25 protein-coding genes are annotated in these 23482 nt (G+C 72.6%); 11 read left to right on the top strand and 14 right to left on the bottom strand.

What is annotated here, in order from left to right:
- Nucleotides 1-59: 59 nt before the first annotated feature.
- Together DEJ23_RS10110 and DEJ23_RS10105 are read right to left on the bottom strand one after the other, a co-directional pair.
- Nucleotides 60-863: a glucose 1-dehydrogenase gene (locus DEJ23_RS10110; protein WP_111240137.1), complete on the bottom strand. Its 804-nt coding sequence runs from the start codon at nucleotides 861-863 to the stop codon at nucleotides 60-62.
- Between the two features lie 140 nt (nucleotides 864-1003).
- Nucleotides 1004-1747, bottom strand: coding sequence for an HNH endonuclease family protein (locus DEJ23_RS10105; RefSeq protein WP_111240136.1), 744 nt, complete (start codon nucleotides 1745-1747; stop codon nucleotides 1004-1006).
- A 179-nt stretch (nucleotides 1748-1926) separates the two neighbouring features.
- On the opposite strand from DEJ23_RS10105, the gene DEJ23_RS10100 reads away from it, so the two are divergent.
- Nucleotides 1927-2706 carry an aldo/keto reductase gene (locus tag DEJ23_RS10100; protein WP_111240135.1) on the top strand — a complete coding sequence of 260 codons (780 nt, stop codon included), beginning with the start codon at nucleotides 1927-1929 and terminating at the stop codon, nucleotides 2704-2706.
- Between the two features lie 39 nt (nucleotides 2707-2745).
- Here the strand turns inward: DEJ23_RS10100 and DEJ23_RS10095 are convergent, their stop codons facing one another.
- Nucleotides 2746-6069 carry a DEAD/DEAH box helicase gene (locus tag DEJ23_RS10095; RefSeq protein ID WP_111240134.1) on the bottom strand — a complete coding sequence of 1108 codons (3324 nt, stop codon included), beginning with the start codon at nucleotides 6067-6069 and terminating at the stop codon, nucleotides 2746-2748.
- 81 nt (nucleotides 6070-6150) lie between these two features.
- Between DEJ23_RS10095 and DEJ23_RS10090 the strand changes: the two genes are divergently transcribed.
- The 3 genes from DEJ23_RS10090 to DEJ23_RS10080 all read left to right on the top strand — a co-directional run bounded on the left by DEJ23_RS10090 (nucleotide 6151) and on the right by DEJ23_RS10080 (nucleotide 7579).
- Entirely contained in the window at nucleotides 6151-6702 is a 552-nt protein-coding gene (locus DEJ23_RS10090) for a hypothetical protein (RefSeq protein WP_111240133.1), read from the top strand.
- Between the two features lie 80 nt (nucleotides 6703-6782).
- Entirely contained in the window at nucleotides 6783-7232 is a 450-nt protein-coding gene (locus DEJ23_RS10085; RefSeq protein WP_111240132.1) for a BLUF domain-containing protein, read from the top strand.
- A gap of 41 nt (nucleotides 7233-7273) precedes the next feature.
- Entirely contained in the window at nucleotides 7274-7579 is a 306-nt protein-coding gene (locus DEJ23_RS10080; protein WP_111240131.1) for a hypothetical protein, read from the top strand.
- 43 nt (nucleotides 7580-7622) lie between these two features.
- On the opposite strand, the gene DEJ23_RS10075 is transcribed toward DEJ23_RS10080, so the two are convergent.
- Nucleotides 7623-9092 (bottom strand): amino acid permease, encoded by a 1470-nt coding sequence (locus tag DEJ23_RS10075; RefSeq protein WP_111240130.1) that lies wholly within the window; start codon nucleotides 9090-9092, stop codon nucleotides 7623-7625.
- On the opposite strand from DEJ23_RS10075, the gene DEJ23_RS10070 reads away from it, so the two are divergent.
- The gene (locus DEJ23_RS10070) at nucleotides 9091-9582 is read left to right on the top strand and encodes a DUF427 domain-containing protein (RefSeq protein ID WP_111240129.1); all 492 of its coding nucleotides are present in this window, start codon (nucleotides 9091-9093) and stop codon (nucleotides 9580-9582) included. The two genes, DEJ23_RS10075 and DEJ23_RS10070, sit on opposite strands and share 2 nt — an antisense overlap.
- A 98-nt stretch (nucleotides 9583-9680) precedes the next feature.
- Here the strand turns inward: DEJ23_RS10070 and DEJ23_RS10065 are convergent, their stop codons facing one another.
- Nucleotides 9681-10010: a hypothetical protein gene (locus DEJ23_RS10065; RefSeq protein WP_111240128.1), complete on the bottom strand. Its 330-nt coding sequence runs from the start codon at nucleotides 10008-10010 to the stop codon at nucleotides 9681-9683.
- Between the two features lie 140 nt (nucleotides 10011-10150).
- Here DEJ23_RS10065 and DEJ23_RS10060 point away from each other — a divergent pair, with 140 nt between their 5' ends.
- The 3 genes from DEJ23_RS10060 to DEJ23_RS10050 all read left to right on the top strand — a co-directional run bounded on the left by DEJ23_RS10060 (nucleotide 10151) and on the right by DEJ23_RS10050 (nucleotide 11545).
- Nucleotides 10151-10540 carry a MauE/DoxX family redox-associated membrane protein gene (locus DEJ23_RS10060; RefSeq protein ID WP_111240172.1) on the top strand — a complete coding sequence of 130 codons (390 nt, stop codon included), beginning with the start codon at nucleotides 10151-10153 and terminating at the stop codon, nucleotides 10538-10540.
- Entirely contained in the window at nucleotides 10540-11001 is a 462-nt protein-coding gene (locus DEJ23_RS10055) for a DUF6264 family protein (protein WP_111240127.1), read from the top strand. Before DEJ23_RS10060 ends, DEJ23_RS10055 begins: the two co-directional genes overlap by 1 nt.
- A gap of 94 nt (nucleotides 11002-11095) precedes the next feature.
- On the top strand, nucleotides 11096-11545 hold the full coding sequence (locus DEJ23_RS10050) for a hypothetical protein (protein ID WP_111240126.1): 450 nt from the start codon (nucleotides 11096-11098) through the stop codon (nucleotides 11543-11545).
- 41 nt (nucleotides 11546-11586) lie between these two features.
- Here the strand turns inward: DEJ23_RS10050 and DEJ23_RS10045 are convergent, their stop codons facing one another.
- On the bottom strand, nucleotides 11587-12264 hold the full coding sequence (locus DEJ23_RS10045; RefSeq protein WP_146240252.1) for a hypothetical protein: 678 nt from the start codon (nucleotides 12262-12264) through the stop codon (nucleotides 11587-11589).
- A 168-nt stretch (nucleotides 12265-12432) separates the two neighbouring features.
- A complete protein-coding gene (locus DEJ23_RS10040) occupies nucleotides 12433-13971 on the bottom strand; it encodes an APC family permease (RefSeq protein ID WP_258375429.1) in 1539 nt (512 codons plus the stop codon).
- Between the two features lie 123 nt (nucleotides 13972-14094).
- Here DEJ23_RS10040 and DEJ23_RS10035 point away from each other — a divergent pair, with 123 nt between their 5' ends.
- Nucleotides 14095-14523, top strand: coding sequence for a DUF6892 domain-containing protein (locus DEJ23_RS10035; RefSeq protein ID WP_111240124.1), 429 nt, complete (start codon nucleotides 14095-14097; stop codon nucleotides 14521-14523).
- Nucleotides 14524-14547: 24 nt separating this feature from the next.
- Here DEJ23_RS10035 and DEJ23_RS10030 read toward each other — a convergent pair whose 3' ends face one another.
- The 3 genes from DEJ23_RS10030 to DEJ23_RS10020 are packed head-to-tail and all read right to left on the bottom strand — an operon-like array spanning nucleotide 14548 to nucleotide 17246.
- Nucleotides 14548-15198: a uracil-DNA glycosylase gene (locus DEJ23_RS10030; RefSeq protein WP_111240123.1), complete on the bottom strand. Its 651-nt coding sequence runs from the start codon at nucleotides 15196-15198 to the stop codon at nucleotides 14548-14550.
- Nucleotides 15198-16400: a glycosyltransferase gene (locus DEJ23_RS10025; RefSeq protein ID WP_111240122.1), complete on the bottom strand. Its 1203-nt coding sequence runs from the start codon at nucleotides 16398-16400 to the stop codon at nucleotides 15198-15200. Before DEJ23_RS10025 ends, DEJ23_RS10030 begins: the two co-directional genes overlap by 1 nt.
- A 9-nt stretch (nucleotides 16401-16409) precedes the next feature.
- Nucleotides 16410-17246: a DUF429 domain-containing protein gene (locus DEJ23_RS10020; protein WP_111240121.1), complete on the bottom strand. Its 837-nt coding sequence runs from the start codon at nucleotides 17244-17246 to the stop codon at nucleotides 16410-16412.
- Between the two features lie 162 nt (nucleotides 17247-17408).
- On the opposite strand from DEJ23_RS10020, the gene ligD reads away from it, so the two are divergent.
- Nucleotides 17409-18428, top strand: coding sequence for a non-homologous end-joining DNA ligase (gene ligD, locus DEJ23_RS10015; protein WP_181429212.1), 1020 nt, complete (start codon nucleotides 17409-17411; stop codon nucleotides 18426-18428).
- Between the two features lie 26 nt (nucleotides 18429-18454).
- On the opposite strand, the gene DEJ23_RS15705 is transcribed toward ligD, so the two are convergent.
- Together DEJ23_RS15705 and DEJ23_RS10010 are read right to left on the bottom strand one after the other, a co-directional pair.
- Nucleotides 18455-18595: a hypothetical protein gene (locus DEJ23_RS15705; RefSeq protein ID WP_181429211.1), complete on the bottom strand. Its 141-nt coding sequence runs from the start codon at nucleotides 18593-18595 to the stop codon at nucleotides 18455-18457.
- A 100-nt stretch (nucleotides 18596-18695) separates the two neighbouring features.
- Complete coding sequence (locus tag DEJ23_RS10010) at nucleotides 18696-19739, bottom strand: ATP-dependent DNA ligase (protein WP_111240120.1); 1044 nt, start codon at nucleotides 19737-19739, stop codon at nucleotides 18696-18698.
- 111 nt (nucleotides 19740-19850) lie between these two features.
- Here DEJ23_RS10010 and DEJ23_RS10005 point away from each other — a divergent pair, with 111 nt between their 5' ends.
- On the top strand, nucleotides 19851-20894 hold the full coding sequence (locus DEJ23_RS10005; RefSeq protein ID WP_111240119.1) for an MBL fold metallo-hydrolase: 1044 nt from the start codon (nucleotides 19851-19853) through the stop codon (nucleotides 20892-20894).
- A gap of 44 nt (nucleotides 20895-20938) precedes the next feature.
- On the opposite strand, the gene DEJ23_RS10000 is transcribed toward DEJ23_RS10005, so the two are convergent.
- Both DEJ23_RS10000 and DEJ23_RS09995 read right to left on the bottom strand, forming a co-directional pair.
- On the bottom strand, nucleotides 20939-21571 hold the full coding sequence (locus DEJ23_RS10000) for an FMN-dependent NADH-azoreductase (protein WP_111240118.1): 633 nt from the start codon (nucleotides 21569-21571) through the stop codon (nucleotides 20939-20941).
- A gap of 161 nt (nucleotides 21572-21732) precedes the next feature.
- Complete coding sequence (locus DEJ23_RS09995; RefSeq protein WP_111240117.1) at nucleotides 21733-23469, bottom strand: putative Ig domain-containing protein; 1737 nt, start codon at nucleotides 23467-23469, stop codon at nucleotides 21733-21735.
- Nucleotides 23470-23482 lie beyond the last annotated feature (13 nt).

Raw genomic sequence — 23482 nt, 5'->3', positions numbered from 1 at the left:
CTCCAGACCGGACGGCGCCCGACCCGCACGCTGCGGGCCGGGCGCCGGAGGGGAGTCGCTCAGTACTTGGCCGACTGCCCGCCGTCGATCGGGACGACCGCCGCGTTGACGTACGAGGCGTCGTCGGACAGCAGGAACGCGACGACGGCCGCGATCTCCGGGGCCTCGCCGTAGCGCTTGGTCGGGTTGACCTGGATGAACTCCTCGGCGGCCTTGCGCGGGTTGTCCGGGTCGATCTGCTTCATCGAGTTCTCGACCATCGGCGTCCAGATCGCACCCGGGGCGATGGCGTTGATGCGGATGCCGTACTGGCCGTACTCCACGGCGGAGTTGCGGGTGAGGCCGACGACGCCGTGCTTCGCGGCCGCGTAGCCGGACTGGTTGCCGACACCGCGGATGCCGCCGACGCTCGCCGTGTTGACGACCATGCCCGACCCCTGCTCGCGCATGATCCCGAGGACCTTCTCGAGGCCGAGGAACACACCGCGCAGGTTGATCGACACGACCTTGTCGAACTCGGCGGCGGTGAAGGACTCGGTGGGGTTCTGCTTGCCCTCGATGCCGGCGTTGTTGAAGAAGCCGTCGATGCGACCGAAGCGCTCGGTGGTGGCGGTGACGTAGGCGTCGACCTGGGCCTCGTCGGAGACGTCGGCGACGGTGGTGAGGACCTGGGCGTCGGGGGCGGCGTCGAGAACGGCGGCCTTCGTGGCCTCGAGCCCCTCGGCGGAGACGTCGACGAGCGAGAGCGACGCGCCCTCGGCGGCCAGGCGGACGGCGGTCGCGCGACCGAGGCCGGAACCGCCGCCGGTGATGAGGACGACGCGGTCGGTGAAGCGCGTGGTGGTGGTGTTGGTCTCGGGCAAGGGAGAGCCTCCTGCGGTCTTCGACGGTGAAGGGCTCGGGCTGCAGCGGCACCGCGACGGCGGCGCATGCTCCGGCGAGTCCGGTCGGCGCGGCTGCACCGACCCGATTTACGCTACAGGTGTCGCCTGAACGGCTCGTGTCAGCAGCGGTCCAGGACCCGTGCCATCGCGTCGTGCTCCGCCGGTGCCACCCACAGTCGGTAGGTCGTCTTCACCGCGATCTGGTGCTCGACGTAGGTGCAGCGGAACGCCGTGTGCGCGGGCAGCCACGTCGCGGCGTCGCCCGATCGCTTCTGCGCGTTCGAGTGCCCGTCGACGGCGAACAGGTTCGTCGGGTCGTTCGCCAGGGCCTCGCGCTCGGTCTGCGACAGCTGCTGCGCCCCGGTGCGCCAGGCGTTCTCGAGCGCGACGACGTGGTCGATCTGCACGAGGGTCGAGGTCCGGTTCCCCCGCACGAAGTCCACCCGCTCGCCGGTGTACGGCGACACGAGGGTGCCGCGCAGCACCTTGCACGGGCCCTGCCGCTCGGTGTCGGTCAGGTCGCGCGCGAGCACGTCGTTGCGGGTGTCGCAGCCGTTGTGGTCGACGTCGAGCCAGGCGGTGCCGAAGCGGCCCTCGCGGTCGTAGCCGGTCGCGGGTGCCTTGCCCTTCACCGGCAGGGCCTCGAGCTGCTGACGTGCGGTCGCGGCGCGTGCGCTCGTGTCGGGTCCGCCCGTCGCTTGCGGTGCGCCCTCCGCATCGGTGGGGAGCACCCCGGTCGCGTGCAGGACGTAGCCGGCGATGGCGACCGCGACGACCACGCCGAGCGACGTCAGGGTGGACCGGGAGGACCGTCGCGAGGAGCGGGTGCGGGTGGAACGGGGACGACGTCGACGGGACGGCATGGGGAGGACCTTCGGTGCTGCGTAGTGCGGGCCCGGACGGGCCGTCGTCGATCTTGCCGTGCAGCGCCGACGTTGCCGGGCGTGACACGGGGGCGCCGAGCGGCCGTCCCTCCGAGCGGCCGTACCTCCGAGCGGCTGTCCCTCCGAGCGGTCGGGGAGCCCGGGCGTAGACACGGGGCATGACTGATCATGCGAACCCCTCCGTGTCCGTCACCGGTGGGTCGATGCCGCTCCTGGGCTTCGGCACCTGGCAGATCCCGGACGCCGACGCTCCCGCCGCCGTGGGAGCGGCGCTCGAGGCCGGCTACCGCCACATCGACACCGCGACGGGCTACTCGAACCAGCGCGGCGTGGGCAGGGCGCTCGCCGACTCGGGCCTGGCACGCGACGACGTCTTCGTCACGACGAAGCTGCCGCCGGACAACGCCGACCGGGTCCGGCAGACCATCGAGGAGAGCCTCGAGCAGCTCGGGCTCGACCACCTCGACCTGTGGCTCGTGCACTGGCCGCCGAACGGCGAGGCCCGCCCGGACGTGTGGGAGCAGGTCGTGCAGGCGCGGGCCGACGGCCTCACCCGCGCGGTCGGCGTGAGCAACTACTCGCTCGCGCAGATCGACGAGCTCGTGAGCGCGACCGGGACGACCCCGGCCGTGAACCAGATCCGCTGGAGCCCGGCCGAGTACGACGCCGAGGTCGCCGCGGGGCTGCAGCAGCGCGGAGTGGTGCTCGAGGGGTACAGCCCCTTCAAGGCGAGCAACCTGCAGGACCCGACCCTCGTCGAGATCGCCGAGGCGCACGACGCCGACAGCGCCCAGGTCATCGTCGCGTGGCACGTCGCGCACGAGTTCGTCGTGATCCCGAAGTCGTCGAACCCGGAGCGCATCCGGTCGAACGCGGCAGGTGCCCACATCGAGCTGTCGGCGGAGGAGGTCGCACGGATCGACGGCCTGGGGCGCTGAGCCTCCCCGGCGCACCGCCGCGGGACTCGGCTCGCGCGCTCAGGCGAGCAGGGAACGGATGTCCTCGGCGGTCAGGTCGTCGGCGAACAGGGCGTCGTCGTCGATCATCGTGGCGAACAGTTCGGCCTTCTTCGCCGCGAGCGCCAGGACCTTCTCCTCGATGGTGTCCTCGGCGATGAAGCGCTGCACGTTCACCGAGCGGGTCTGCCCGATGCGGTGCGTCCGGTCGACGGCCTGTGCCTCGGCGGCCGGGTTCCACCAGGGGTCGAGCACGAACACCGTGTCGGCCTCGGTCAGGGTCAGCCCGAACCCGCCCGCCTTGAGCGAGATGAGGAACGCGGGCGCAGTGCCGGTCCGGAAGCGCTCGATGACCTGCGGGCGCTTCCGGGTCGACCCGTCGAGGTACTCGTACCCGATGCCGCGCGCATCGAGTGCGTCCGCGACCATGCGCAGGAAGGTCGTGAACTGACTGAACACGAGCGCCCGACGGCCCTCGGCCGCGAGCTGCTCGAGTTCGTCGAGCAGCAGGTCGAGCTTCGCCGAGGGCACCGGGGCCCGGTCGAGACCGGGATCGCCGGACTCCTGCACGAGGCCCGGGGACAGCGCGAGCATCCGGAGCAGCGTCAGCGACCGGAAGACGATCATGCGGTTCCGCGGGAGGTCGTCGATGAGGTCGAGGACCTTCAGCCGCTCCCGGTTGAGCGTCGTCTCGTACAGCGCCCGGTGTGCCGGGTCGAGCGTCACCCGCACGACCTGCTCCTGCTTCGGCGGCAGATCGGCGGCCACGCTCTCCTTCGTCCGTCGGAGCATGAGCGGCCGGATGCGCCGCCGGAGCCGCGCGGTGAGCTCCTTGCGGGCCTCGCCGCGCAGGTCGGGGGAGCCGAGCGGCTTGACGTAGTCGTCACCGAACCGGGACCACGACGACAGCAGCCCGGGGGCGACGATGTGGAAGAGCGCCCACAGGTCGGTGAGCCCGTTCTCGAGCGGCGTGCCCGTGATCGCGAACTTCACCGGCGCGGGCAGCTCGGCCGCCACGCGGTGCGTCTGGGACTGCGGGTTCTTCACGAACTGCGCCTCGTCGAGCACGAGCGCCGACCACGGCAGCTCCGTGTACTCGGTCGCGTCGAGTCGCAGCAGGGCGTACGAGGTCACGACCACGTCCGCCGCCGCCGCGGCACGGCCGACCCGCGAATGGTCCTTCAGCGACGTCGCCGTGATCGTCGTCACGCGGAGCGAGGGCGTGAAGCGTGCCGCCTCGTCCGCCCAGTTGCCGACGACCGACGTCGGTGCGACGACCAGGAACGGGGCGGCGTCCGGCTCCGCTGCCCGGGCGGCGGCGACCATCGCGAGGACCTGCAGCGTCTTGCCGAGCCCCATGTCGTCGGCGAGCACCCCGCCGATGCCGTGCTCGCGGAGGAACCGGAGCCACGTGTACCCGGCGTGCTGGTACGGTCGGAGCTCGGCGTGCACGGTGTCGGGAACGGGAACGGGAACGGGGACGTCGGCCGGCGGCGTCGCGTCGAGGAGCCCTGCGGCGATCCGCTGCCACCGTTCGTCGTGCTCGGTCTCGTCGGCGAGCTGGTCGAACTCCGACCAGATCCCGGCCTGCAGCGGCGTCACCGTGAGGGGCTGGTCGGGCTCCCACTCGTCGAGCTCGCGCGCTTCCTCGATGACCTTCTTGAGCCGGTCGAACGCCGGGTCCGCCAACGACAGGTAGGACCCGTCGATGAGTTTCATCCGGCGGTCCCGGTTCGCGAGCGCACGGAGCAGCGGGGTGAAGGGGAGTTGCCTGCCGTTCACCGTGACGAAGATGCCGAGGTCGAACCAGTCGTGCTTGTCGGACGGCATCGTCGTGACCCGGACGTGCGGTCGGCCGGTCAGCCGCTCGTGGTCGCCCGGTTCGCCCTGCACGACGGTCCGCACGCCGAGTCCGGGCAGTGCCGGTAGCAGCTCGTGCGCGAACACGGCGACGTCCGCGCCGTCGAACGTGCCGTCCTCGAACCAGTCCAGGCTGCCGCCGGGTCCCGACGTCTCGGTCTCGTCCGCCGCGTGCAGGCCCGTCAGGTCGGGGAGTGGCCCGTGCAGGGCGACCGGGTCCTTCCGGCCGTCGACGTGCCACCGCCACTGCAGGTGCACGCGGTCGTCGGTCCGAGGCGCCCGGGCAGGCTCGAACGTCGCCGTGAGGACGAGTTCCGGCGGAGTCCGCTCGGGCAGTTCGACCGAGCCGTCCGAGCTCACCAGTCCGAGGGCACCGCGCAGCTTGGGGGACCAGTCGGCCAGGAACTCGTCCACCGCCTCTGCCGGAACCGTGATCCGGGCACCGTCGACGAGCATGCGGCGCTGGTCCTCGGGCACGGGCGCCGGCGACGGGGCGAGGGAGACGTGGAACTCCGGGCTCTCGCGGAACGCGTACACGCCGTGGTCGCCGATCGTGCGAGCCGCGCCCTCGGGCACCGGGCGGCCGTCGACGACCGCGCTCGCACCGATGACGAGCGCGCCGTCGTGCCGGGCCGCGTCGAGGAGGACTCGTGCCTCGGCACCGAGGACTGCTCCGCCTTCGCGCTTGCCGGTGACGAACGCGATGCCGAGTCCCGGGGCCTGCCGCAGGAGCGGCCAGAGCAGCGGGCTGCCGAACTCGTCGAGGTGGACCCAGTCGCTCTCGCCCGGCAGTCCGGCGAGCTGCCCCGCGCGGTGCAGGGCGGAGAACTGCAGGAACCAGGCGTGCTGTTCGGGTGCGATGCCGAGCCGGTTCATCGAGTAGGGGAGCGTGCCCCAGGTGAGCTGCCCGCGCACCCAGTTGCCGGCGGCGCTGCGGGTGACCGGTCGCACCCCGAGCCGGACGCTGCGGGCGCGCGACGGGAGCGCTCGGCCTGCCGCACGCGCACGTGAGGCGAGCGCGGCGGGCACCGCGTCGCGCAACTCGAACTGCAGGCCCATCGGCGTGCCCTGCGGGGTGAGCACCTGCGCGTCGTCGCCGGCGAGGCGGGCGAGGTCGTGCCTCCAGTCCGGAGCGGGTGGAGCGCTCGTGGGCGCTGCGGTGCGAGGACCGGCGGCCGCGGCGAGGGCGCGCGCGTTGATGGTGAGGAGCGCCGCCGCGACGTGCTTGCAGTCGCCGCCGAGGGGGCAGGCGCAGGTACTGCGGACGGGGCGGACGAACTCGCCACGGGCCACGGTCGTCTCGACGCGGAGCTCGTACGGCTCGTCGGCGGAGCCGGACACGGTCGCGGTGACGGTGCCGTCGTCATCGTGCCAGGCGGCGTCCTCGACCAGGCCGGCGCGGACGACGTCGCGGGCACGACCGAACGCCTGCGGCCCGACGAAGCGGATGACGTCGACGGCGTCGATCATCGGGGCGGCGGGCACGCGTCCATCGTGCCAGGCACCGCCGACCCCCGCTGCTAGCGTGGACGGGCGCCGGAGGGCGCACGACACGAGGGGGATCGCATGGGGATGAAGACACGCGGCGGAGCCGTGGCGGCGGGCGCACTCGTGACGGCGGTGCTCCTGTCGGGGTGCGTCGGCGGGGGATCACGCACGGCCGAGGCGCCGAGCCCGAGCGCGACGGAGACCGCGACGCCGGGCAGGGCAGCCTGCGACCTGGCGTCCGGCACGGGCTCGGTCACGCTCGAGGAGACCGCCGACGCGTACCGCGTCGAGTGGTCCGGTGTGCCGACGGACGACGACGGGGCGCGGCAGGAGTACCAGGTGCAGCTCGGCACCGAGTCGCAGGACGACCACATCTCGATGTACATCGAGTTCGACAGCATCACCGGGGAGACCACCTACGGGTGGTTCGACCCGGACACCCTCGACGTCGATCCGGTGCCCGGTGAGCCGGACACGTCGGCCGGCACCGTGGTCGGGGTCTTCCCGAAGCAGCGGGAAATCGACGCTTCGTACTGGTCGCCGTCGTGGTCGAAGACCACCACCGAGGACTCGGACACGACGTACTGCACCGAGGACGGCCAGGTCCTCGACTGGATCCCGCTCGCCTGAACGCGGCCAGCGGCCCGCCGTCGCCACGTCCCGTCATCTGGGGGCGGCGGACCCAGCCGGACGAGGGCAGGATCAAGAGGATGCTTCAGTCACTGGTGTACATGAGCTCCGCGAAGGAGCCGTTCGACGACGACGCGCTCGACGCGGTGCTCGAACACGCGCGCACACGCAACACCGCCGACGGCCTGACCGGGATGCTCGTCCACCGCGGCGGCCGGTTCATGCAGCTGCTCGAGGGACCGTACGACGCCGTGATGGCGACGTACGCCCGCATCGTCGAGGACACCCGTCACGACGAGATCCGGCTGCTCGTCGAGGAGTCCGTCCACACCCGGCGGTTCCCGGAGTGGTCGATGGCGTACGACCGCGAGTCCGACGGGGTCGAGGTGCCCGAGGGGTTCAGCACGTTCCTCGACGAGGGGGACCAGAGCGCGGACCAGAGCCGGCCGCGTGAGCTGCTCCGCTGGTTCCGGAACCACCCGATGGCCGACCCGACGGCGGCGAAGGGCAAGCACCGGCGCGACGCCTGAGCGGGTCGGGAGGCTCGTCGCGGCCGGGCCATACTGGTCCGGTGACGACACTGCGAGGCACGATCCGCTCCACCGAGACCCGCGAGGCCGAGGGCTACGCGACCTCCGTGGTCGCGGCGAAGGAGGCGGCGGTCGCCGCGCTCGACCTGGACGGGTTCGCGTTGACGCAGACCAACGCCGTCGAGAGCAAGGCGACGGGGGAGACCACGATCAAGGCGACCGCGCGGTCGACCGCGACGCGGGAGCACGAGGCGTCCGGGCCGGACTACGAGGCGGCGCTGGCGGCGTACCGGAACACGGTGCCGGAGGGGTGGCAGGCCCAGCACGTGTGGGTCGTCGCGGAGTAGCGGCACCCGCGAGCGCGGCCCGGGTCGCGCCCCGCGGTCGTCGTCACCGCGACCGTGTCGGCTGCGCGGGCCGTGCGAGTGCGCTGTGCCGCCGCGAGTACCCGAAGTACACCCCGAGCCCGATCGCGAACCAGATCCCGAACCGCACCCACGTCTCCCACTGCAGGAACGTCACGAGCCACAGGGATGCGACGACGCCGATGATCGGCACCACGGGCATGAACGGCAGACGGAACTGCCGGTCGAGGTCGGGCTGCCGGTAGCGGAGCACGATCACCGCCGAGCAGACGACGACGAACGCGAGCAGGATGCCGATGTTCGTCAGCTCCGCGACGACCCCGATCGGCAGCACGCCGGCGAGCACGGCCGACGCGACGCCCAGGATCCAGGTGACCCGGGTCGGCACGTGCCGCTTCGGGTCGGTCTTCGCGAACCACTTCGGCATGAGGCCGTCACGGCTCATCGAGAACCAGACCCGTGAGGCGCCGAGCATGAACGTGATCAGCACGGTCACGATGCCGACGATGGCCCCGATGGCGATGACGTTCGCGACCCCGCCGAGCCCGACCGCCGCGAACGCCGACGAGAAGCCCGATGCCGGGTCGATGTCGGTGTACCGCTGCATGCCGGTCAGGACGAGGGTGGCGAGCACGTAGAGCACCATCGCGATGCCGAGCGAGAGCAGGATCGCCTTCGGCATGTGCTTCCGGGCGTCGGTGGACTCCTCGGCGGCGGTCGACATCGCGTCGTACCCGAACACCGCGAAGAACACGGTGGCGGCGCCGGTCATCACCCCGCCGAACCCGAACGGGAAGTACGGCGAGTAGTTCGCGCTGTCGATGTGGAACACCCCGAGCACGACGATGAGGACGACCAGTCCGACCTTGACGGCGACGGCCACGAGTTCGAAGCGCGCGGCGCTGCGGATACCACGGGTCAGGACGAACGCGGTGAGCAGGCAGAGCACGATCGCGAAGACGTCGACGACGTGGCCGTCACCGGTGCCGGGCGCCCCGAGCATCCAAGCGGGCAGGTCGACGCCGAACTGTCCCACCAGGAAGCCGACGTAGCCGGAGATGCCGATCGCGACGACCGCCACGATCGCGGTGTACTCGAGCAGCAGGTCCCATCCGATGAACCACCCGACGACCTCGCCGAGCACGGCGTACCCGTAGGTGTAGGCGCTGCCGGCCTTCGGGATGAGCCCGGCGAACTCGGCGTACGACAGGGCCGCGGCGGCGCTGGCGATGCCGGCGACCAGGAAGCTGATGAGGACGGCGGGCCCCGCGACGCCGTTCGCCACGGTACCGGCGAGGGTGAAGATGCCCGCGCCGATGATGCCGCCGATGCCGATCGCGGTGAGCTGCCAGAGGCCGAGGTGGCGTTTGAGGCCGCCCTCGCCCTCGGGTTCGTCGTCGATCGTGTCGATCGGCTTCCGTCGGAAGATCCCCTGTGTCGTCGTCACGCGCTCACTCTGCTCCTTCTGCGGCGGCGGTGGTAGACCCGGCTGCATGCGTCGTGCCGCTCGTGTCGAACCCGGTCCCGGTCAGGAGTCCGTCTGGGACTACCCGCGTCCTCCCGCCGTCGCGGCCGTGCCGGAGCGGGTCGTCGTGCGGCTCGGCGGGGCCGTCGTCGTCGACACGACCGATGCGGTGCGGGTGCTCGAGACCTCGCACCCGCCGGTCTACTACGTGCCGATGGCGGGGCTCGACCTGCGGCCGGCGCAGGGGTCGAGCATGTGCGAGTTCAAGGGCCGCGCCCGGTACTTCGACGTCGTCGGCGGGGACGGGGTCGTCGCGCCGCGGGCGGCGTGGAACTACCCGACGCCGGAGCCGGGGTACGAGGACCTGCGCGACCGGGTGGCGGTCTACCCGTCGGCGGTGGACTCGTGCGAGGTCGGTGGCGAGGTCGTGCAGGCGCAGGAGGGCGACTTCTACGGCGGGTGGATCACCTCGCGCGTCGTCGGTCCGTTCAAGGGCGGTCCGGGCACGCTCGGGTGGTGACGAGCACCACGCGCCGGGCCGTGCGACGACCGGTGGCGCGGTGACCACCCGCCGGACGGGGGCGGGGAGACGGGCTCGATCCACGCCTCCCGTCCGGATCACCGTCGGGCGTAGGGCGACCAGAACGGCGGCGGGAAGCCGCCGCCCGTGGCGAAGGTGAGCAGCTGCCACGCCATCATGGCCAGGCCGAGCGCGGCGAGCACCGTCCCGATCCAGGCCCACACCCGGACTGCTCGGCGCCGTCCTGCGATCCGGGTGGCCCGCAGTCCGCAGAGCACCCCCACGATGCCGAACGCGGCGCCGAGGAAGACGTGACGGGCCATGTCGGCGGCGGGCACGATGACGCCCATCCAGAGTGACAGGGGAGCGAGGAGCACGGCGACCGTCGCCAGGGCGGCGGGCGGTTCGTGGTCGCGGACGACGGCCATGTGTCCGAACCTATCGGCGGTGAGGAGCGCGTGCCCCTCACGACCGACGGATGCTCGCGTTCCCGCGGGCGGTCCTCCGCGTTGCGCGCGTCGGGGCGACGCGCCGGGCGGCCCTGCCGGGCAGCGAGCACGATGGAGCCATGCGTTCCCTCGTCCGTGCCCTCCTCGGTCTCGTGCTCGTCTTCGCGGGCACGAGCCACCTCACCTTCGCCCGCCGCGACTTCCGTGCCCAGGTGCCGGACTTCGTGCCCCTCGACACGGACACCACGGTCCTCGCCTCCGGCGTCGCGGAGATCGGGCTCGGGAGCGCCCTCCTGCTCACGCCGCGTCGCCGCCGCGCGGCCGTCGGCACGATCGCTGCGCTGTTCTTCACGGCGATCTTCCCGGGCAACCTGTCGCAGTGGGTGAACCGACGCGATGCCTTCGGGCTCGACTCGGACGAGAAGCGCGTGGCCCGGCTGTTCGGGCAGCCCCTGCTCATCTGGGCGGCGCTCTGGTCGACGCGCGGCTCCGCGGCGTCGGGGCGCTGATGGCCACCCCGGCGGTGCCACGCGACCCGGACGGGCCGTCCGGTTCCGTCGGCGCGGCCGGGACGGTCGGGCTCGCGGAACCCGCGACGGCCGGCCGGGAGGCACGGCTCGGCACCCACGGGCGCCGTCGCGTCGCCGACGTGGTCGCGACGGTCCTGCTGCTGGTGCTGCTGGCCGTCGAGTCGGTGGCGGCCGGGGGCGGGATCGTCTTCCTGTCGCTCGCGTTCCACTCGTGTGCTGCCCCGGGCAACACCTGCGACGTCGGGCTCGGCAGCGCGGTCGCGTACGTCGGGCCGATGCTCGTCGCCCTCGTGCTGGTCGTGACGCTGCTCGGGTGCACCCTCCGACTGGTGCGGCGTCGGCTGGCGTGGCCGGTCGCGCTCCTCGGGATCGCCGCGCAGGTCGTCGTGTTCTCGGCGGCCCTGCTGCTCGTCGACAGCGCTGTGCGGCACGGGTTCTGACCGTCCTCCTGCACACCCTCGTGCTGAGGACCGACGGTCCACAGTCCGCCGGTTCGTCCTGCGCTCGGCGTGCGCGGCGCGCGAGGGTCGGAGCATGTCAGGAACCGAAGCGCTCGACCGTCTGTTCACCACTCCCGCCCGCACCGACGACGACGTGGTCGCCCTCGTCACCGGGGTCGTCGGACGACCCCTCCGACGGCAGTGCTGGGTGCTGTTCCTCGACGAACGGGCGCTGCCCGTGCCGTTCGTCCTGCCCGTGAGCGAGCTGCCGCTGCAGCCGGACGAGCACGTCGAGGACTTCGCGACCCTCGTGGCCGAGGTGTGCGCCGACAACTCCGCGGCCGAGGTCGTCCTCGTCTGGGAGCGCCCCGGCGAGACGCACCTGTTCCCGGTCGACTGGGAGTGGATCGACGCCTGCGCGTGCGCCTTCGCCGAGCGTGCCGTGCGGTTGCGGGGACAGGTGGTCGTGCACGCGTCGGGGACGGCGATGGTCGAACTGGACGAGGCCCACGACCACGACCACGACCTCACGGTGACGCCGTGACCGCGGCGTCCGAGCGGCCGACGTCAGTGCCGTGGTGGACGTCAGCCCTGCGGCGCGGTGTCCGGCACGGTCTGACCGGTGAGTGCCTCGACCACGGCCTTGGCCTCGGGCCAGAACTTCGCGTAGTGGTCGGGGTCCGAGTTGATCTGCACCGTGTGCGCCATCTGCGTCGGCGTCATCGTCTTCCAGCCGGGCGTCTTCACGAGCTTCGTGTAGAACATCGTCGCCGCCGTGTAGGGGTCCATCCGCTGCTCGTACGTGCCCCACGCGCCGTTGTCACGCTGCTGGAAGAGCCCCCGGCTGTCCGGCCCGGCGGCGTCACCGTGGTCGAGGTTCACCAGGCTGGACTCACCGATCGCGGTCATCACGCCGACGGCCTGCGTGTGCGGTCCGATGCCCAGGTCCTGCGCGGCCCGGATGACGGAGGCGGCGTTCACCAGGCGGTCCTGGCAGAACCCGGCGACCGGGCCGGCGGGCACGACGATGCCGCCGACCGTCTTCGCGGCCACCTCGGGGCAGGCCGGCGCAGCGGAGACGGTCTTCGCGGCTCCGGTGAGCGAGTGCACCGCGATCACGACGACCACCACGACACCGATCACGGCCGCGACCACGCCGGCGCCGAACACCGAGGCGATGGTGATGCCGGCGCGGCGCATGGTGGGGTCCTTCCGGGCGGGGCGGTCCGACGGCGTGGCCGAGGACGATCGGGTGCGGAGCACGACGAGCGTACGGGCACCTGCTGGGAACCGCACCCGCCCGATCGGGGGTGTGTCGGGGCCGCAGCTTTCCGGCCGCGGCTCAGCGGCGGCGGAACACTCCCGCTGCCGACAGTGCGATCACGACGATCGTCCCGACGGCGACGGCGAGGATCACGTCGACCGCCTCCATCAGCGGTCCCGGCGGGTGTCGTCCTCGCGCCCCGTGTCGGAGCGACGGGGCTCCGCGTGCTGGTCCGGCGCCTGCGAGCCGTCCTCGTGGTGGCGGTGACCGGTGCCCGGGCGGATCACCGCGGTCGGCTCCGTGACCAGACCGGTCGGCGCCTTCTCGGTCTGCTTGCGGCCGTGCGTGAGCCACGTGACGAGCCAGAGCACGACGCCGAGGGCCAGGAGGGCTCCCGCGATCCCGTACTGCTGCGGGTCACGACCGGACGAGAACGGCAGCACGAGCCACAGGCACGTCACGACACCGATCACGGGGACCACGACGCCGGCGCGGAAGTGCTTGTGACCGACCCGGTCGCGGCGCAGCACGAGCACCGACAGGTTCACGACCGCGAAGACCGACAGCAGCAGCAACGACGTGGTGCCGCCGAGGATGACGACGATGGGCGACTCCGGGTCGAGCGACACCCAGCCGATGAGCAGCAGCGAGATCACGGTGGTGAAGACGATCGCCGTCGACGGGGTGCGACGGGTCGGCGAGACCCGCGACAGGAAACCGGGCAGCACGCCCTGCTTGCTCATGCCGTAGAGCAGTCGCGACGCCATCATCATGTTGATCAGCGCGGTGTTGGCGACGGCGAACATGGAGATGAACGGTAGCAGGTCGGCGATCGGGAAGTCCGGCGCGGCGGTCTGCACGACGGTGACGAGCGGCGTCTCGTTGCCGGCCAGTTCGCCGATCGGCACCACGGCCACGGCACAGATCGACACGAGCACGTAGATGACGGCCGCGATGCCCAGACCCGTGAGCATCACCTTCGGGAAGATCCGCGACGGGTCCTTCGTCTCCTCGGCCATGTTGACCGAGTCCTCGAAGCCGACCATCGCGAAGAAGGCGAGCGACGTCGCCGTCGACACCGACAGCAGCAGGGTCTTGTCCTCCGGCGTCTCGAACATCACGACCCGCGAGAAGTCGGCGTCGCCGCCGGCGATCGCCCAGAAGCCGATGAGGATCACCATGACGAGACCGGACAACTCGACCAGGGTCAGCACGACGTTCGTCTTCACGCTCTCGCTGACGCCGCGGAAGTTCACCGCCATCACGGCGAGCATGAAGCCCATCGCGATGAGCATCACGACCCCGTTCGGCAGCTCCAGCCCGAACCCCGCTCCCAGGTTCGCCGCGAACGCCCGCGACGCGGTCGACGCCGACGTGATGCCGGAGCACATCACGATGAAGGTCACGATGAACGTCACGAAGTGGACGCCGAACGCCTTGTGGACGTAGAGCGCGGCACCGGCCGTCTGCGGGTACTTCGTGACGAGCTCGAGGTACGAGAACGCCGTCAGCAGCGCAACCGCGAACGCGATGAGGAAGGGGAGCCATGCCGCTCCACCGACCTCGGCCGCGACCTGGCCGGTCAGCGCGTAGACACCCGTGCCCAGGATGTCACCGACGATGAAGAGCAACAGCAGCTTGGGGCCGATGACGCGCTTGAGCGTGGGCTGCTCCTGCTGCGGTCGGTCGGTGTTGGTGGTGGCCATGCGTCACCCTTTCCCGGAGGACGCCGCGCTGTCAACTTCCACAGGCGGCTCGCTGCTGTTCGCAACACGCCCGTGTCCTGCGGGCGCGGTCGTTCACGGGCACCGGTCGCTACGCTCCGACCCATGTACGACGAGTCCAACACCACCGAAGAACCCGTCGAGTTCGCCGACTTCAACGCCAAGCTGCTCGTGCTCGACGTCCTCTGCTACGACCTCGACGTACTGGAGCCGTACGACGGCGACGACGACGAGGACGCCGGCGAGGACCTCGACGTCGACGGGCAGGACGATCGCGCCCGCGAGTACTACGACGACCTCGACCTGCTGCCGTCGCACCTCGCGATGGTCACCGAGCTGACGGTCGACTCGGACCTCGAGGTCCTGCAGGACGTGCACCCGGGCTGGGACGGCTCGGACGACCGCTACGACCCGCAGAACTGGGACGACGTGCTCGACCTGCCGGCCCTGTCGATCGTGTACGCCGCGGCTCCGCTGCCCGCGCACGTGACCGAACGACTGGCGGCGAAGGGCGTCGAGGTCCGCTCCGCCTGACCCCGGGTGCGGACCCGGGCCACGCTACGATCGCAGCGCCCGGACCTGCTCGGTGAACTGCGCCGCCCCGCCCTGCGCCGCGTGCCGCACCGCCACCGCGTCGATGCCCGCCAGTGCCAGCGCACCCTGCGCCTTCCGCCCGACCGCGACGACGCGCACGGAGTCCACGCCGCCACGGGCCTCCTGCAGCGCCTGCAGCAGCGCGAGCGCGACCGGTGCGCCGTCGCGGACCTCCGACGGTCGCGGGGTGCGGTTCGTCAGCCGGTCCGGCGCGACGAAGGGGTGGTGCGGGAAGATCGCCCACGCCAGGGGGAGTGGACCCCTCCAGTCCTGCAGCGCGGCGTGCACCACACGCGACGACGCCTCCCACGGCGCGGACGGTTCCGGTGGCACGAGCACGTCGAACCCGAGCGACCCGAGCTCGCGCATGCTCGTGAACGGGATGCCCGTGTTCGTCATGCCGCGCCAGCCGGGTGCCTCGGCGACGAGGACGGTGTCCGCCGCCGCCCCGACGTGCTCGAGGTAGGCGACGAGGTTCGCGCGGCGCAGCAGCCCCTCCGGCGTCGCGGGGGAGTACAGCGCCTCGGCGTCCTCCGCCACCGGCACGGCGTCCAACGCCGCCCAGAACGCGTCGAAGCGAGCGCCGCCCGCCCCGGCCCGAGCGCCGTGGGCCATCAGGCGCGCCCGAGCACCCGGCGGTACACGTCCTCGAGTCCGGAGGCCGACCGTTCCCAGCTCAGCCGTTCGGCGTGCTCCCGACCGGCCGCCGCGAGGCCGGACGCGTACGTCGGGTCCGTCAGGATGTGCTCGATCTCGGCGGCCCAGACGCCCGGGTCCCGCGACTCGAGCACGACCCCGGTCTCCCCGTCGACCACGGCCTCGCGCAGACCACCGGCCGCGGCGGCCACGACCGGTACCCCCGACGCGGAACCCTCGAGCGCGACGAGGCCGTACGTCTCGGAGTGCGACGGCACGAGCACGGCTGCCGCGCCGCGGAACAGGAACGCGAGGTCGGCACGCGACTGCGGCCCGACGAAGGTCACGCGGTCGGCGATGCCGTGCGCAGACGCGAGCCGACGCAGCTCGTCCACGTAGTCGCCCGCCTCGCTCGAGGCGTCCCCGGCGATGACGAGGGTGGGTCGTGCCTCCCGGCCGACGCCGGCCACCGCCTCGATCGCGAGGTCCAGTCCCTTGAGCGGCTGGACGCGTGCCGCGGCGACGACGTAGGGCGACGCAGCGCGGCGCGCTCCGGCCGCCGCGGGTCGGAAGACCGATCCGTCGACGCCGGGCGGCACGATCCACGTGCGTGCGTCGTCACCACCGAGGCGGCTCCGGACGGTGTCCGCCTCGGCCGCGGACACCACGACCACCGCGTCGGACTCCCGTGCGAGCAACCGCTCACCCGCTGCGCGTCCGGCGGACTCCGGGCGCTCGCCCTCGGAGAGCGGGGTGTCCGGGTCGGCGGCGATCGAGTGGAAGGACTGCACGTGGGGGATGCCGCGCTCGCGGGCGACGGGCAGCGCGGCCGCGCCGGAGAACCAGTGGTGCGAGTGCAGCACGTCGTAGGGGCCGAGCGCCTCGAGCCCCCGTCGGAACGGCTCGATGAACGCGTCGTGCTCGCCCTTCGGCACCGGCTGAGCGGGGCCGGCGGACAGGAACCGCAGGCACACGCCGGGCACGAGGGACACGCTGTCCGGCTGCGTCGGGGCGGAGCGTCGCGTGATGATCTCGACCTGGTGCCCGCGGTCCGCGAGCGCCTCGGCCTGGTGCCGGACGACGACGTTCATGCCGCCGACCTCGCCGGAGCCGGGCTCGTCGCCGGGGGAGGTGTGCAGCGACACCAGCCCGATGCGCAGGGGTTCAGGGGTGGTGCTCACCGGGCAAGCCTACCGAGCGGGTCGCCGCTGCGACGGGCGCGCGGGCGCCACCACGACGGGCAAGCGGCCCGCCTCGTCCACGGGGTCGGACGGGAGGGCCGGATCACCACCCAGCACCTGCACCCGGTCGTCGCCGTGCCGCTCCCAGAACGCGGCCGTCCAGGCGCACAGGGCACCGTCGAGCAGGTCCTCCCGGTGCTTGTGCGTCGGTCCGTGCAGCACGGACGGTGCAGCGAGCCCGGCGGTCAGCGGGTGCGAGTCGAGCAGCAGCGGTGGGTCGAGCGGCGTCGTCCGGAGCCGACGCACCAGGTCGTCGAACGCCACGGCGCGGGCCGCCCGGGCCTCGGCCGCAGGCACCCGCGGGTCGAGGCGCTTGTAGCGCGGACGCTCGTCGTCGTACCCGAGCTCCTCGACGCCGACGAGGGTCGTGTACGGGTAGCACTCGAACGCCGCCGGCCCGGAGCGCTCCCGCATGGCAGCGGTCGACGACACGTACCCGACGCCGAGTCCGGTCAGCCGGTCGAGCAACCGGGCACCGGCGCTCGCGGCGGACGCGAGGTTCGTCGGGTTCGCGGCGACCTTCCACCGGCCGTAGCGCTGCCCGACCTGCCGTTCGGCCTCGCGGATGCCGGTCGGGTTCGTCACGACGAGCGAAGCGTCGACGGCGACCAGGGTCCGCGGCCCGAGGTGCGCCGCGATCCAGTCGGTCACGGCACCCACCCCGCGGGCCCAGCCGGCGTCGGTGATCGTGCCGTCGGCCGCCATCGCCACGAGACCGGTCTCGTTCGCGGGCTTCCGGTCGGTGCCGAGGCCCCACGCCAGGTCCACACCGAGGTACGCCGTCACCGCTCCATCGTGCACGTGTGCGCCCGTGCCGCGCCGTCGATGGAGCAGAAGACGTCGAGTGCCGCCGGCTCACTCGACGTCTTCTGCTCCACGGAACCGGGCCAGCACGAGATCCGACCCGCTTCCGGCCGGCGGTCGCCGCGTCCGTGTACGGTCCGCTGCATGGCGAGCGAGGCGACGACGCTGACGGTCCCGGGGCCGGACGGCGACCGGGAGGTGCGGATCAGCAGTCCGTCGCGGGTGCTCTTCCCCGAGGTCGGCATCACGAAGCTCGAGCTCGCGCAGTACCTCGTCGCCGTCGGAGACGCGTTCGTCCGGGCGAACGGCGACCGGCCGATCTCGCTCCAGCGCTTCGGCTCGGGCATCGACGGGGACTCGTTCTTCTCGAAGAACCCGCCGAAGGGCGCCCCCGACTACGTCCGCGACGTCGTGGTGAGCTACCCGAGCGCCCGGTCGCACCCACAGCTCGTGATCGACGAACCCGCAGTCGCGGTCTGGGCGGCGCAGATGAACACCGTCGTGTTCCACCCGTGGGCGTCGCGCGCCGAGGACTCCGACCACCCCGACCAGCTCCGCATCGACCTCGACCCGCAGCCGGGCACCGACTTCCACGACACCGTGCCGGTCGCGCACGAGCTCCGGAAGGTGCTCGCCGAGGTCGGGCTCACCGCGTTCATCAAGACGAGCGGCAACCGCGGGCTGCACGTCTTCGCGCCGATCCGCCCCGAGCACGAGTTCCTCGACGTGCGGCACGCGGTCATCGCCGCCGCGCGGGAGCTCGAACGGCGCATGCCGGAGCAGGTGACCACGGCGTGGTGGAAGGAGGAGCGCGGGCAGCGCGTGTTCGTCGACTTCAACCAGGCGAACCGCGACCGCACGATGGCCGGCGCGTACAGCCCGCGCGCCCTCGCGCACGCCAGCGTCTCGACCCCGATCACCTGGGACGAGCTCGACGGCGCCGACCCGACGGCCTTCACGGTGCGGACCGTGCCGGATCGGCTCGCCGCGGCTGGCGACCCATGGGAGACCATGCACGAGGAGCCGGGCGACATCGCCCCGCTGCTCGACCGGTGGGAGCGCGACCTCGCCCACGGGCTCGGGGAGCTGCCGTTCCCGCCGGACTTCCCCAAGATGCCCGGCGAGCCTCCGCGCGTCCAGCCGTCGCGGGCCAGGAAGGCCTGAACCCCAGCGGAACCGGCCCGAGCGGGTCAGGCCGCGGTGAGGTCCTCGCGCCGGTCGGTCTCCGCCACGCGCGTGGTGTGGGTCGGGAGCGTCACGCTCGCCGTGTGCAACCGGGTCAGGCGCGACCAGGTGCCTCGGTGGGCGTCGCTGATGCCGTCGATGATCATGTCCCGCTCCCGTCTCCTGCGTGCTGCGGATCCCCGTCCGCAAGTCACTAGTTAGCCTAACTACTGCGAGCATATTGACGAGCAGCGGACGGTGCAAGCGCTAGGACAGCACGTCCCGCAGGTCGTACGCAGATGGGACATCGAGCTGCTCGAACCCGCACGACCGGGCGTCCCGGTCCGGCCGCCACCGCTCGAACTGCACCGTGTGCCGGAACCGGTCGCCCTCCATCTGGTCGTACCGCACCTCGAGCACGCGCGTCGGGTCGAGCCGCACGAACGACGTGTCGCGACCCGACGAGAACCGTGAGCGTTCCCCGTCGCCGGTGACGGGCCTCCCGTCCGCATCGCGGAGCACGACGGACTCGAGCTCCTCGACCAGCTGCACCCGCCGCTTGTCGGTGAAGGCGGAGACGCCACCGACCTGCCGGAGCTCGCCGTCGTCGTCGTACAGACCGACGAGCAGCGAGCCGACACCGGTACCGCTCTTGTGCACGCGGTACCCCATCGCGACGACGTCGGCGGTGCGGTGGTGCTTGACCTTGAGCATCGAGCGCTTGTTCGGTTCGTACGGCTTCGTCCGGGGCTTCGCGACGACGCCGTCGAGACCGGCGCCCTCGAACGTGGTGAGCCACTCGCGGGCCTGGTCGACGTCGAGGGTGGTACGGGTGACGAACAGCGGGTCGGTCATGCCGGCCGCGAGCGCTTCGAGCCGCTCGCGCCGCTCGTCGAACGGCAGGTCCACGAGGTCCGACCCGTCGACGGCGAGCAGGTCGAAGGCGACGAACTGCGCGGGGGTCTCGGCGCTGAGCTTCCGGATGCGCGACTCGGCGGGGTGGATGCGCTGGGACAGGGCCTCCCAGTCGAGCCGCTCGGCACCGGGTTCACCGGAGCGGAGCACGACCTCGCCGTCGAGCACCACCGGGTGGTCGCGTCCGCCGAACTGGGACCGGAACGCCTCCACGAGCTCCGGGAAGTAGCGGGTCAACGGCTTGGCGCCGCGGCTGCCGATCCCGACACGGTCGCCGTCGACCGTCACGATCCCGCGGAAGCCGTCCCACTTCGGCTCGTACCGCAGGCCGCCCCTGACGCTGTCCGGGTCGGGGACGGTGGCGACGGCCTTCGCGAGCATCGGTGCGATCTCCATGTGCCCTGTCTACTCGGCGTGTCCGCGCTCGCCGTCGGGCGCCGCGTCGGCCGGTCCGGACGGGAGGCGCGGCGCGGCTGCCCGTCCGGGCGCGGGTCCTAGGGTGGTGGCGTGACGACCGTGCCCCCGCCGGCAGCGCCGGCACCGCGACCGATCAGTCCGGTGCAGGCCACCGCGCTCCGCGACGGGGTCCTGCCGCCCGTCGAGGAGGTCCGTCCGGGCACCTGGACCCTCGTCGTGCCGTTCCGCGGCGGTGTGCCCGACGCGACCCTGTCCTACCTGCTCGAGGGTGCCGACGGGGCGCTCACGGTCATCGACCCGGGTTGGGCGGCCGACGACGGGCTCGAGGTCCTCCGCGCGGGCCTCGCGACGATCGGGCGCTCCGTCGACGAGGTCGGGCTGGTCGTCGTGACCCATCTGCACGCCGACCACCTCGGCGCAGCCGCCGCGCTCCGTCGCGCGAGCGGCGCACGGGTCGCGATGCACCGGCTCGAGGTCGATGCCCTGCGTCGGGAGCGCGAGGACGCCGAGGCGAACGACGCCGACATCGCCACGTGGGGGCTGCCCGAGGAGCTCGTCGCCGGGGTCGTCGCGGCATGGGGGAGCGGTCGCCGCATCGGGCTCGGCCGGACGGAGGAGCCGCTCGCTGACCTGTTCGTCGAGGACGGCGACGTGTTGCCCGTCGCAGGCCGCGAGCTGCGGGCGCTCTGGACGCCCGGTCACACCGCGGGGCACCTCTGCCTCGTCGACGAGCGGGAGGGGCTGCTGTTCACCGGCGACCACGTCCTGCCCCGGATCAACCCCGGGATCGGCCTCGGTGGGCGCACGTCGTCCAACCCGCTGGGCGACTACCTGGCGTCCCTGGTGCGGCTCGAGCCGTACGCGGACCTCGAGGTCTGTCCGGGTCACGAGTACCGCTTCCGCGACGTCGTCACGCGTGCTCGGACCCTCGCCCGGCACCGCGAGGAGCGCTCCCGGCACGTCGCCGAGGCGCTCGACGCCCTGTCGGCGCCGACACTGTTCGAGGTCGCGTCACGCGTGCCGTTCAGCGGCGGGATCGGATCGATGACCGGGTTCCTGCTCGCGAGTGCGCTGACGCAGACGGCCTTCCACGCCGACCTGCTCGGTCGGGCGGACGAGATCCGCTCGGCCTGACCGGGCCGGCCGGCGGCGCCCTCGGGAGGAGGCGGTCGTCGGGGTCAGACGATCGTCGCGGCGAGACGCTCGAGCGTGGTCCGGGCGTCGGCGAACTCGGCCGAGGCGTGCTCGGCGAGCGGCGCGAGGTCCGGGATCCGGTCGGCCAGGGTCGCGCTCACGACGACCGGGTAGAGCTTCATGCCCAGGGCGGTGCCGAGGATCAGGTGCAGCACGGGCGAGCCGTGGTCCCAGGTCTCGGTCGGCGTGCCGGCGTCGTAGGTGGCTCCTCGGCTGACCACGGTCACCACCGGGCGGTCGGCGAGCGGCTGGACGTCGCCGGCCAGGACCCCGGGGACGTGCACGCGGTCGATCCAGGCCTTCAGCGTGGACGGCACCGTGTAGTTGTACAGCGGGGCGCCCACGACGACCGCGTCCGCGGCGAGGAGTTCGTCGATGACCTCCTGCCGGAGCGCCTCGGCCTCGGGTGCGACGGTCTCCTCGGCGGTGCGGTCGGCCGCAGCCCAGTGCAGTGCCGAGGTCTCGAGGTGCGGCAGCTGGTCGACGTGCAGGTCCCGGCGCACCACGGTGTACTCCGGGCCGCGGGCGCGCCAGGCGTCCGCGAACGCCGCGGTCAGGGCGCGCGACCGCGAGTGGGCGAGATCGGCGGAGGAGTCGATGTGCAGCAGCGTGGGCATGCGGCCACGCTACCGACGTGAGCGGCCGTCGGGCGTGGGGTCGAGCGCCCGTGTCCGCACGGACGTGGAACGGCCCCGTCGTTCCGGGGAGGGGACGACGGGGCCGTGGGAGGTGCCTCCCGTCCGGCCTCGGTGTGGCGGACCGGGCGGGAGCCGGTGGGTCAGCGCCGGGCGCGGCGGCGCAGCGTGCGGGCGCCGACGAGTCCGGCACCGGCGACGAGCAGGCCGAGGGCCCAGGCGAGCGGTGCGGTCTCGTCTGCACCGGTGTAGGCGAGGCGACCCGTCGTGGGGCGGGCAGCCGGAGCGGCGGCGACCGGCGTGGTCGGAGCGACCACGGCGGGACCGGCGGTGGGGACGACCTCGACCGCGAAGGACGTGCTGCGGAGCGACGCGGCCGACACCGTCAGGGTGTGGATCGACGCGTGCGGGAAGGTGACGGAGGTGCCGCCCTCTGCCTCGTCGTAGGGCTTGATGACGTCGCTCGCGACGTCCGACGTGACCGTCTGGACGATCAGCGGGCTGCCCTCCTCGTCGTAGTCCTCGACGTAGTTGCCGAAGCGGTCGACGGGCTGGCCGACGACCAGGAGCGTGCCACCCTGCTGGACCGTCGGACGGCCGCCGTCGCGCTCGGAGACGCCGGAGAGGTCGCCGTTCTCGTCGACCTCGAGCCGGATCGTCATGATGTCACCCTCGGGGGTGATGATCCACAGGACCGGCTCACGCGACTCGAGCGAGGCCTGGTCGGCGGCCGTGACGGCGAAACCGGCCGCGACGCCCGGGTTCACCGTGAGCTCGACGTACTGCTTCGTGGTGACGTCGCCGCTCGTCGCGGTGACCGCGAAGTCGTACCACGAGGCGAGCTCCGTCGTCCCGCTGAGGACACCCGTCGTGGCGTCGAAGGTGAAGCCCTCGGGCAGCTGGACCTCGGGGCCGAAGTCGTCCTCGTCGCCCTCGTCCGCCTCCCAGCCGACGCCGATCGCGCCGAAGGCGTTCCGCTGCGCGAGCTCCTGGGCCTTCGTCGAGACGACGGTGCCGTCCAGCTCCTCGTCGTCGTAGTACCAGGCGAGCTGGTAGGTCGGCGCCGGGAAACCGTCGGCGTGGAACGTGTACGAGAACTGCTCGCCGGCGGTGGCGTCGATGTACTGCGGATCGTCGATGTCGGCGCCCTCGGTGATCGGCTCCCCGGACTCGTCGACGAAGACCGGAGTCTGCGTGATCGTCTCGGAGGTCGCACTCGTCGTGCGGACGGGCGAGCCGTCGGCGGGCGTGCCGGTGACGGTCACGGTCACCTTCTTGCCGGCGAGTGCCTCGCCCAGGGTGAGCGAGTCGACCTTCGCGAGCGGCGCGGCGCCGGGCTCGTTGGCGATCGTCCAGACGTACTTGAAGGCGCCGTCCTCGTCGAAGCCGGTGGGCTTCGCCTCGAGGGTGCTGCCGACCTTCGCGTCCCCGACGATCGCCACGGCGGGGTCGGTCGCCTCGGCGGAGACGGGGGCGTCGGTGGTCGGCGCGTCTGCGCCCGGGGTGTCGGTGCCGGTGGGCTCGGTGCTGTTGGGCTCGGTCGCGGTGGGCTCCGCCGCGCCGTCGGGCGTCGAGCCCGCGGTGCCTTCCTCGCCGGTGCTCCCGTCGCCGGTGTCGGCAGTCGCGTCGGACCCGGCGGGCGCCTGGCCGTCGGCAGGCTGCTGGCCGTCCGTCGTCGTCTGGCCACCGTCGGTCGCCGGGGCGCCCGTCGATGCCTGGCCACCCGTCGTCGCGGCGGCGGTCTCCGACGTGGTGACCTCGGCCGGTGCCGCGGAGGCGGTGCTCGCGGTCATGATGCCGAGGCCGGTCGTGAGACCGACGAGGGCGATGGTCGTTCCGACCGCGCAGGCGCGTCGGACGGTGGATGTGCTGCGGCGCACGTCTTCCCCCTGG

It is taken from the genome of Curtobacterium sp. MCSS17_008 (assembly GCF_003234185.1).
GTDB lineage: Bacteria > Actinomycetota > Actinomycetes > Actinomycetales > Microbacteriaceae > Curtobacterium.
The sequence above is the reverse complement of the archived record's forward strand: the minus strand, read 5'-3'. Positions and strand labels throughout refer to the sequence as shown.

Excerpts from the sequence above, each read along its gene's own strand:
- DEJ23_RS10055 (WP_111240127.1), top strand. The coding sequence starts at position 10,540 with ATGGCCACCCCGGCGGTGCCACGCGACCCGGACGGGCCGTCCGGTTCC.
- DEJ23_RS10035 (WP_111240124.1), top strand. The coding sequence starts at position 14,095 with ATGTACGACGAGTCCAACACCACCGAAGAACCCGTCGAGTTCGCCGAC.
- DEJ23_RS10060 (WP_111240172.1), top strand. The coding sequence starts at position 10,151 with ATGCGTTCCCTCGTCCGTGCCCTCCTCGGTCTCGTGCTCGTCTTCGCG.
- DEJ23_RS10085 (WP_111240132.1), top strand. The coding sequence starts at position 6,783 with ATGCTTCAGTCACTGGTGTACATGAGCTCCGCGAAGGAGCCGTTCGAC.
- DEJ23_RS10000 (WP_111240118.1), bottom strand. The coding sequence starts at position 21,571 with ATGCCCACGCTGCTGCACATCGACTCCTCCGCCGATCTCGCCCACTCG.
- DEJ23_RS10105 (WP_111240136.1), bottom strand. The coding sequence starts at position 1,747 with ATGCCGTCCCGTCGACGTCGTCCCCGTTCCACCCGCACCCGCTCCTCG.
- DEJ23_RS10065 (WP_111240128.1), bottom strand. The coding sequence starts at position 10,010 with ATGGCCGTCGTCCGCGACCACGAACCGCCCGCCGCCCTGGCGACGGTC.
- DEJ23_RS10075 (WP_111240130.1), bottom strand. The coding sequence starts at position 9,092 with ATGCAGCCGGGTCTACCACCGCCGCCGCAGAAGGAGCAGAGTGAGCGC.
- DEJ23_RS10090 (WP_111240133.1), top strand. The coding sequence starts at position 6,151 with ATGGGGATGAAGACACGCGGCGGAGCCGTGGCGGCGGGCGCACTCGTG.
- DEJ23_RS10070 (WP_111240129.1), top strand. The coding sequence starts at position 9,091 with ATGCGTCGTGCCGCTCGTGTCGAACCCGGTCCCGGTCAGGAGTCCGTC.
- DEJ23_RS10100 (WP_111240135.1), top strand. The coding sequence starts at position 1,927 with ATGACTGATCATGCGAACCCCTCCGTGTCCGTCACCGGTGGGTCGATG.
- ligD (WP_181429212.1), top strand. The coding sequence starts at position 17,409 with ATGGCGAGCGAGGCGACGACGCTGACGGTCCCGGGGCCGGACGGCGAC.
- DEJ23_RS15705 (WP_181429211.1), bottom strand. The coding sequence starts at position 18,595 with ATGATCATCGACGGCATCAGCGACGCCCACCGAGGCACCTGGTCGCGC.
- DEJ23_RS10040 (WP_258375429.1), bottom strand. The coding sequence starts at position 13,971 with ATGGCCACCACCAACACCGACCGACCGCAGCAGGAGCAGCCCACGCTC.
- DEJ23_RS10030 (WP_111240123.1), bottom strand. The coding sequence starts at position 15,198 with ATGGCCCACGGCGCTCGGGCCGGGGCGGGCGGCGCTCGCTTCGACGCG.
- DEJ23_RS10010 (WP_111240120.1), bottom strand. The coding sequence starts at position 19,739 with ATGGAGATCGCACCGATGCTCGCGAAGGCCGTCGCCACCGTCCCCGAC.
- DEJ23_RS10050 (WP_111240126.1), top strand. The coding sequence starts at position 11,096 with ATGTCAGGAACCGAAGCGCTCGACCGTCTGTTCACCACTCCCGCCCGC.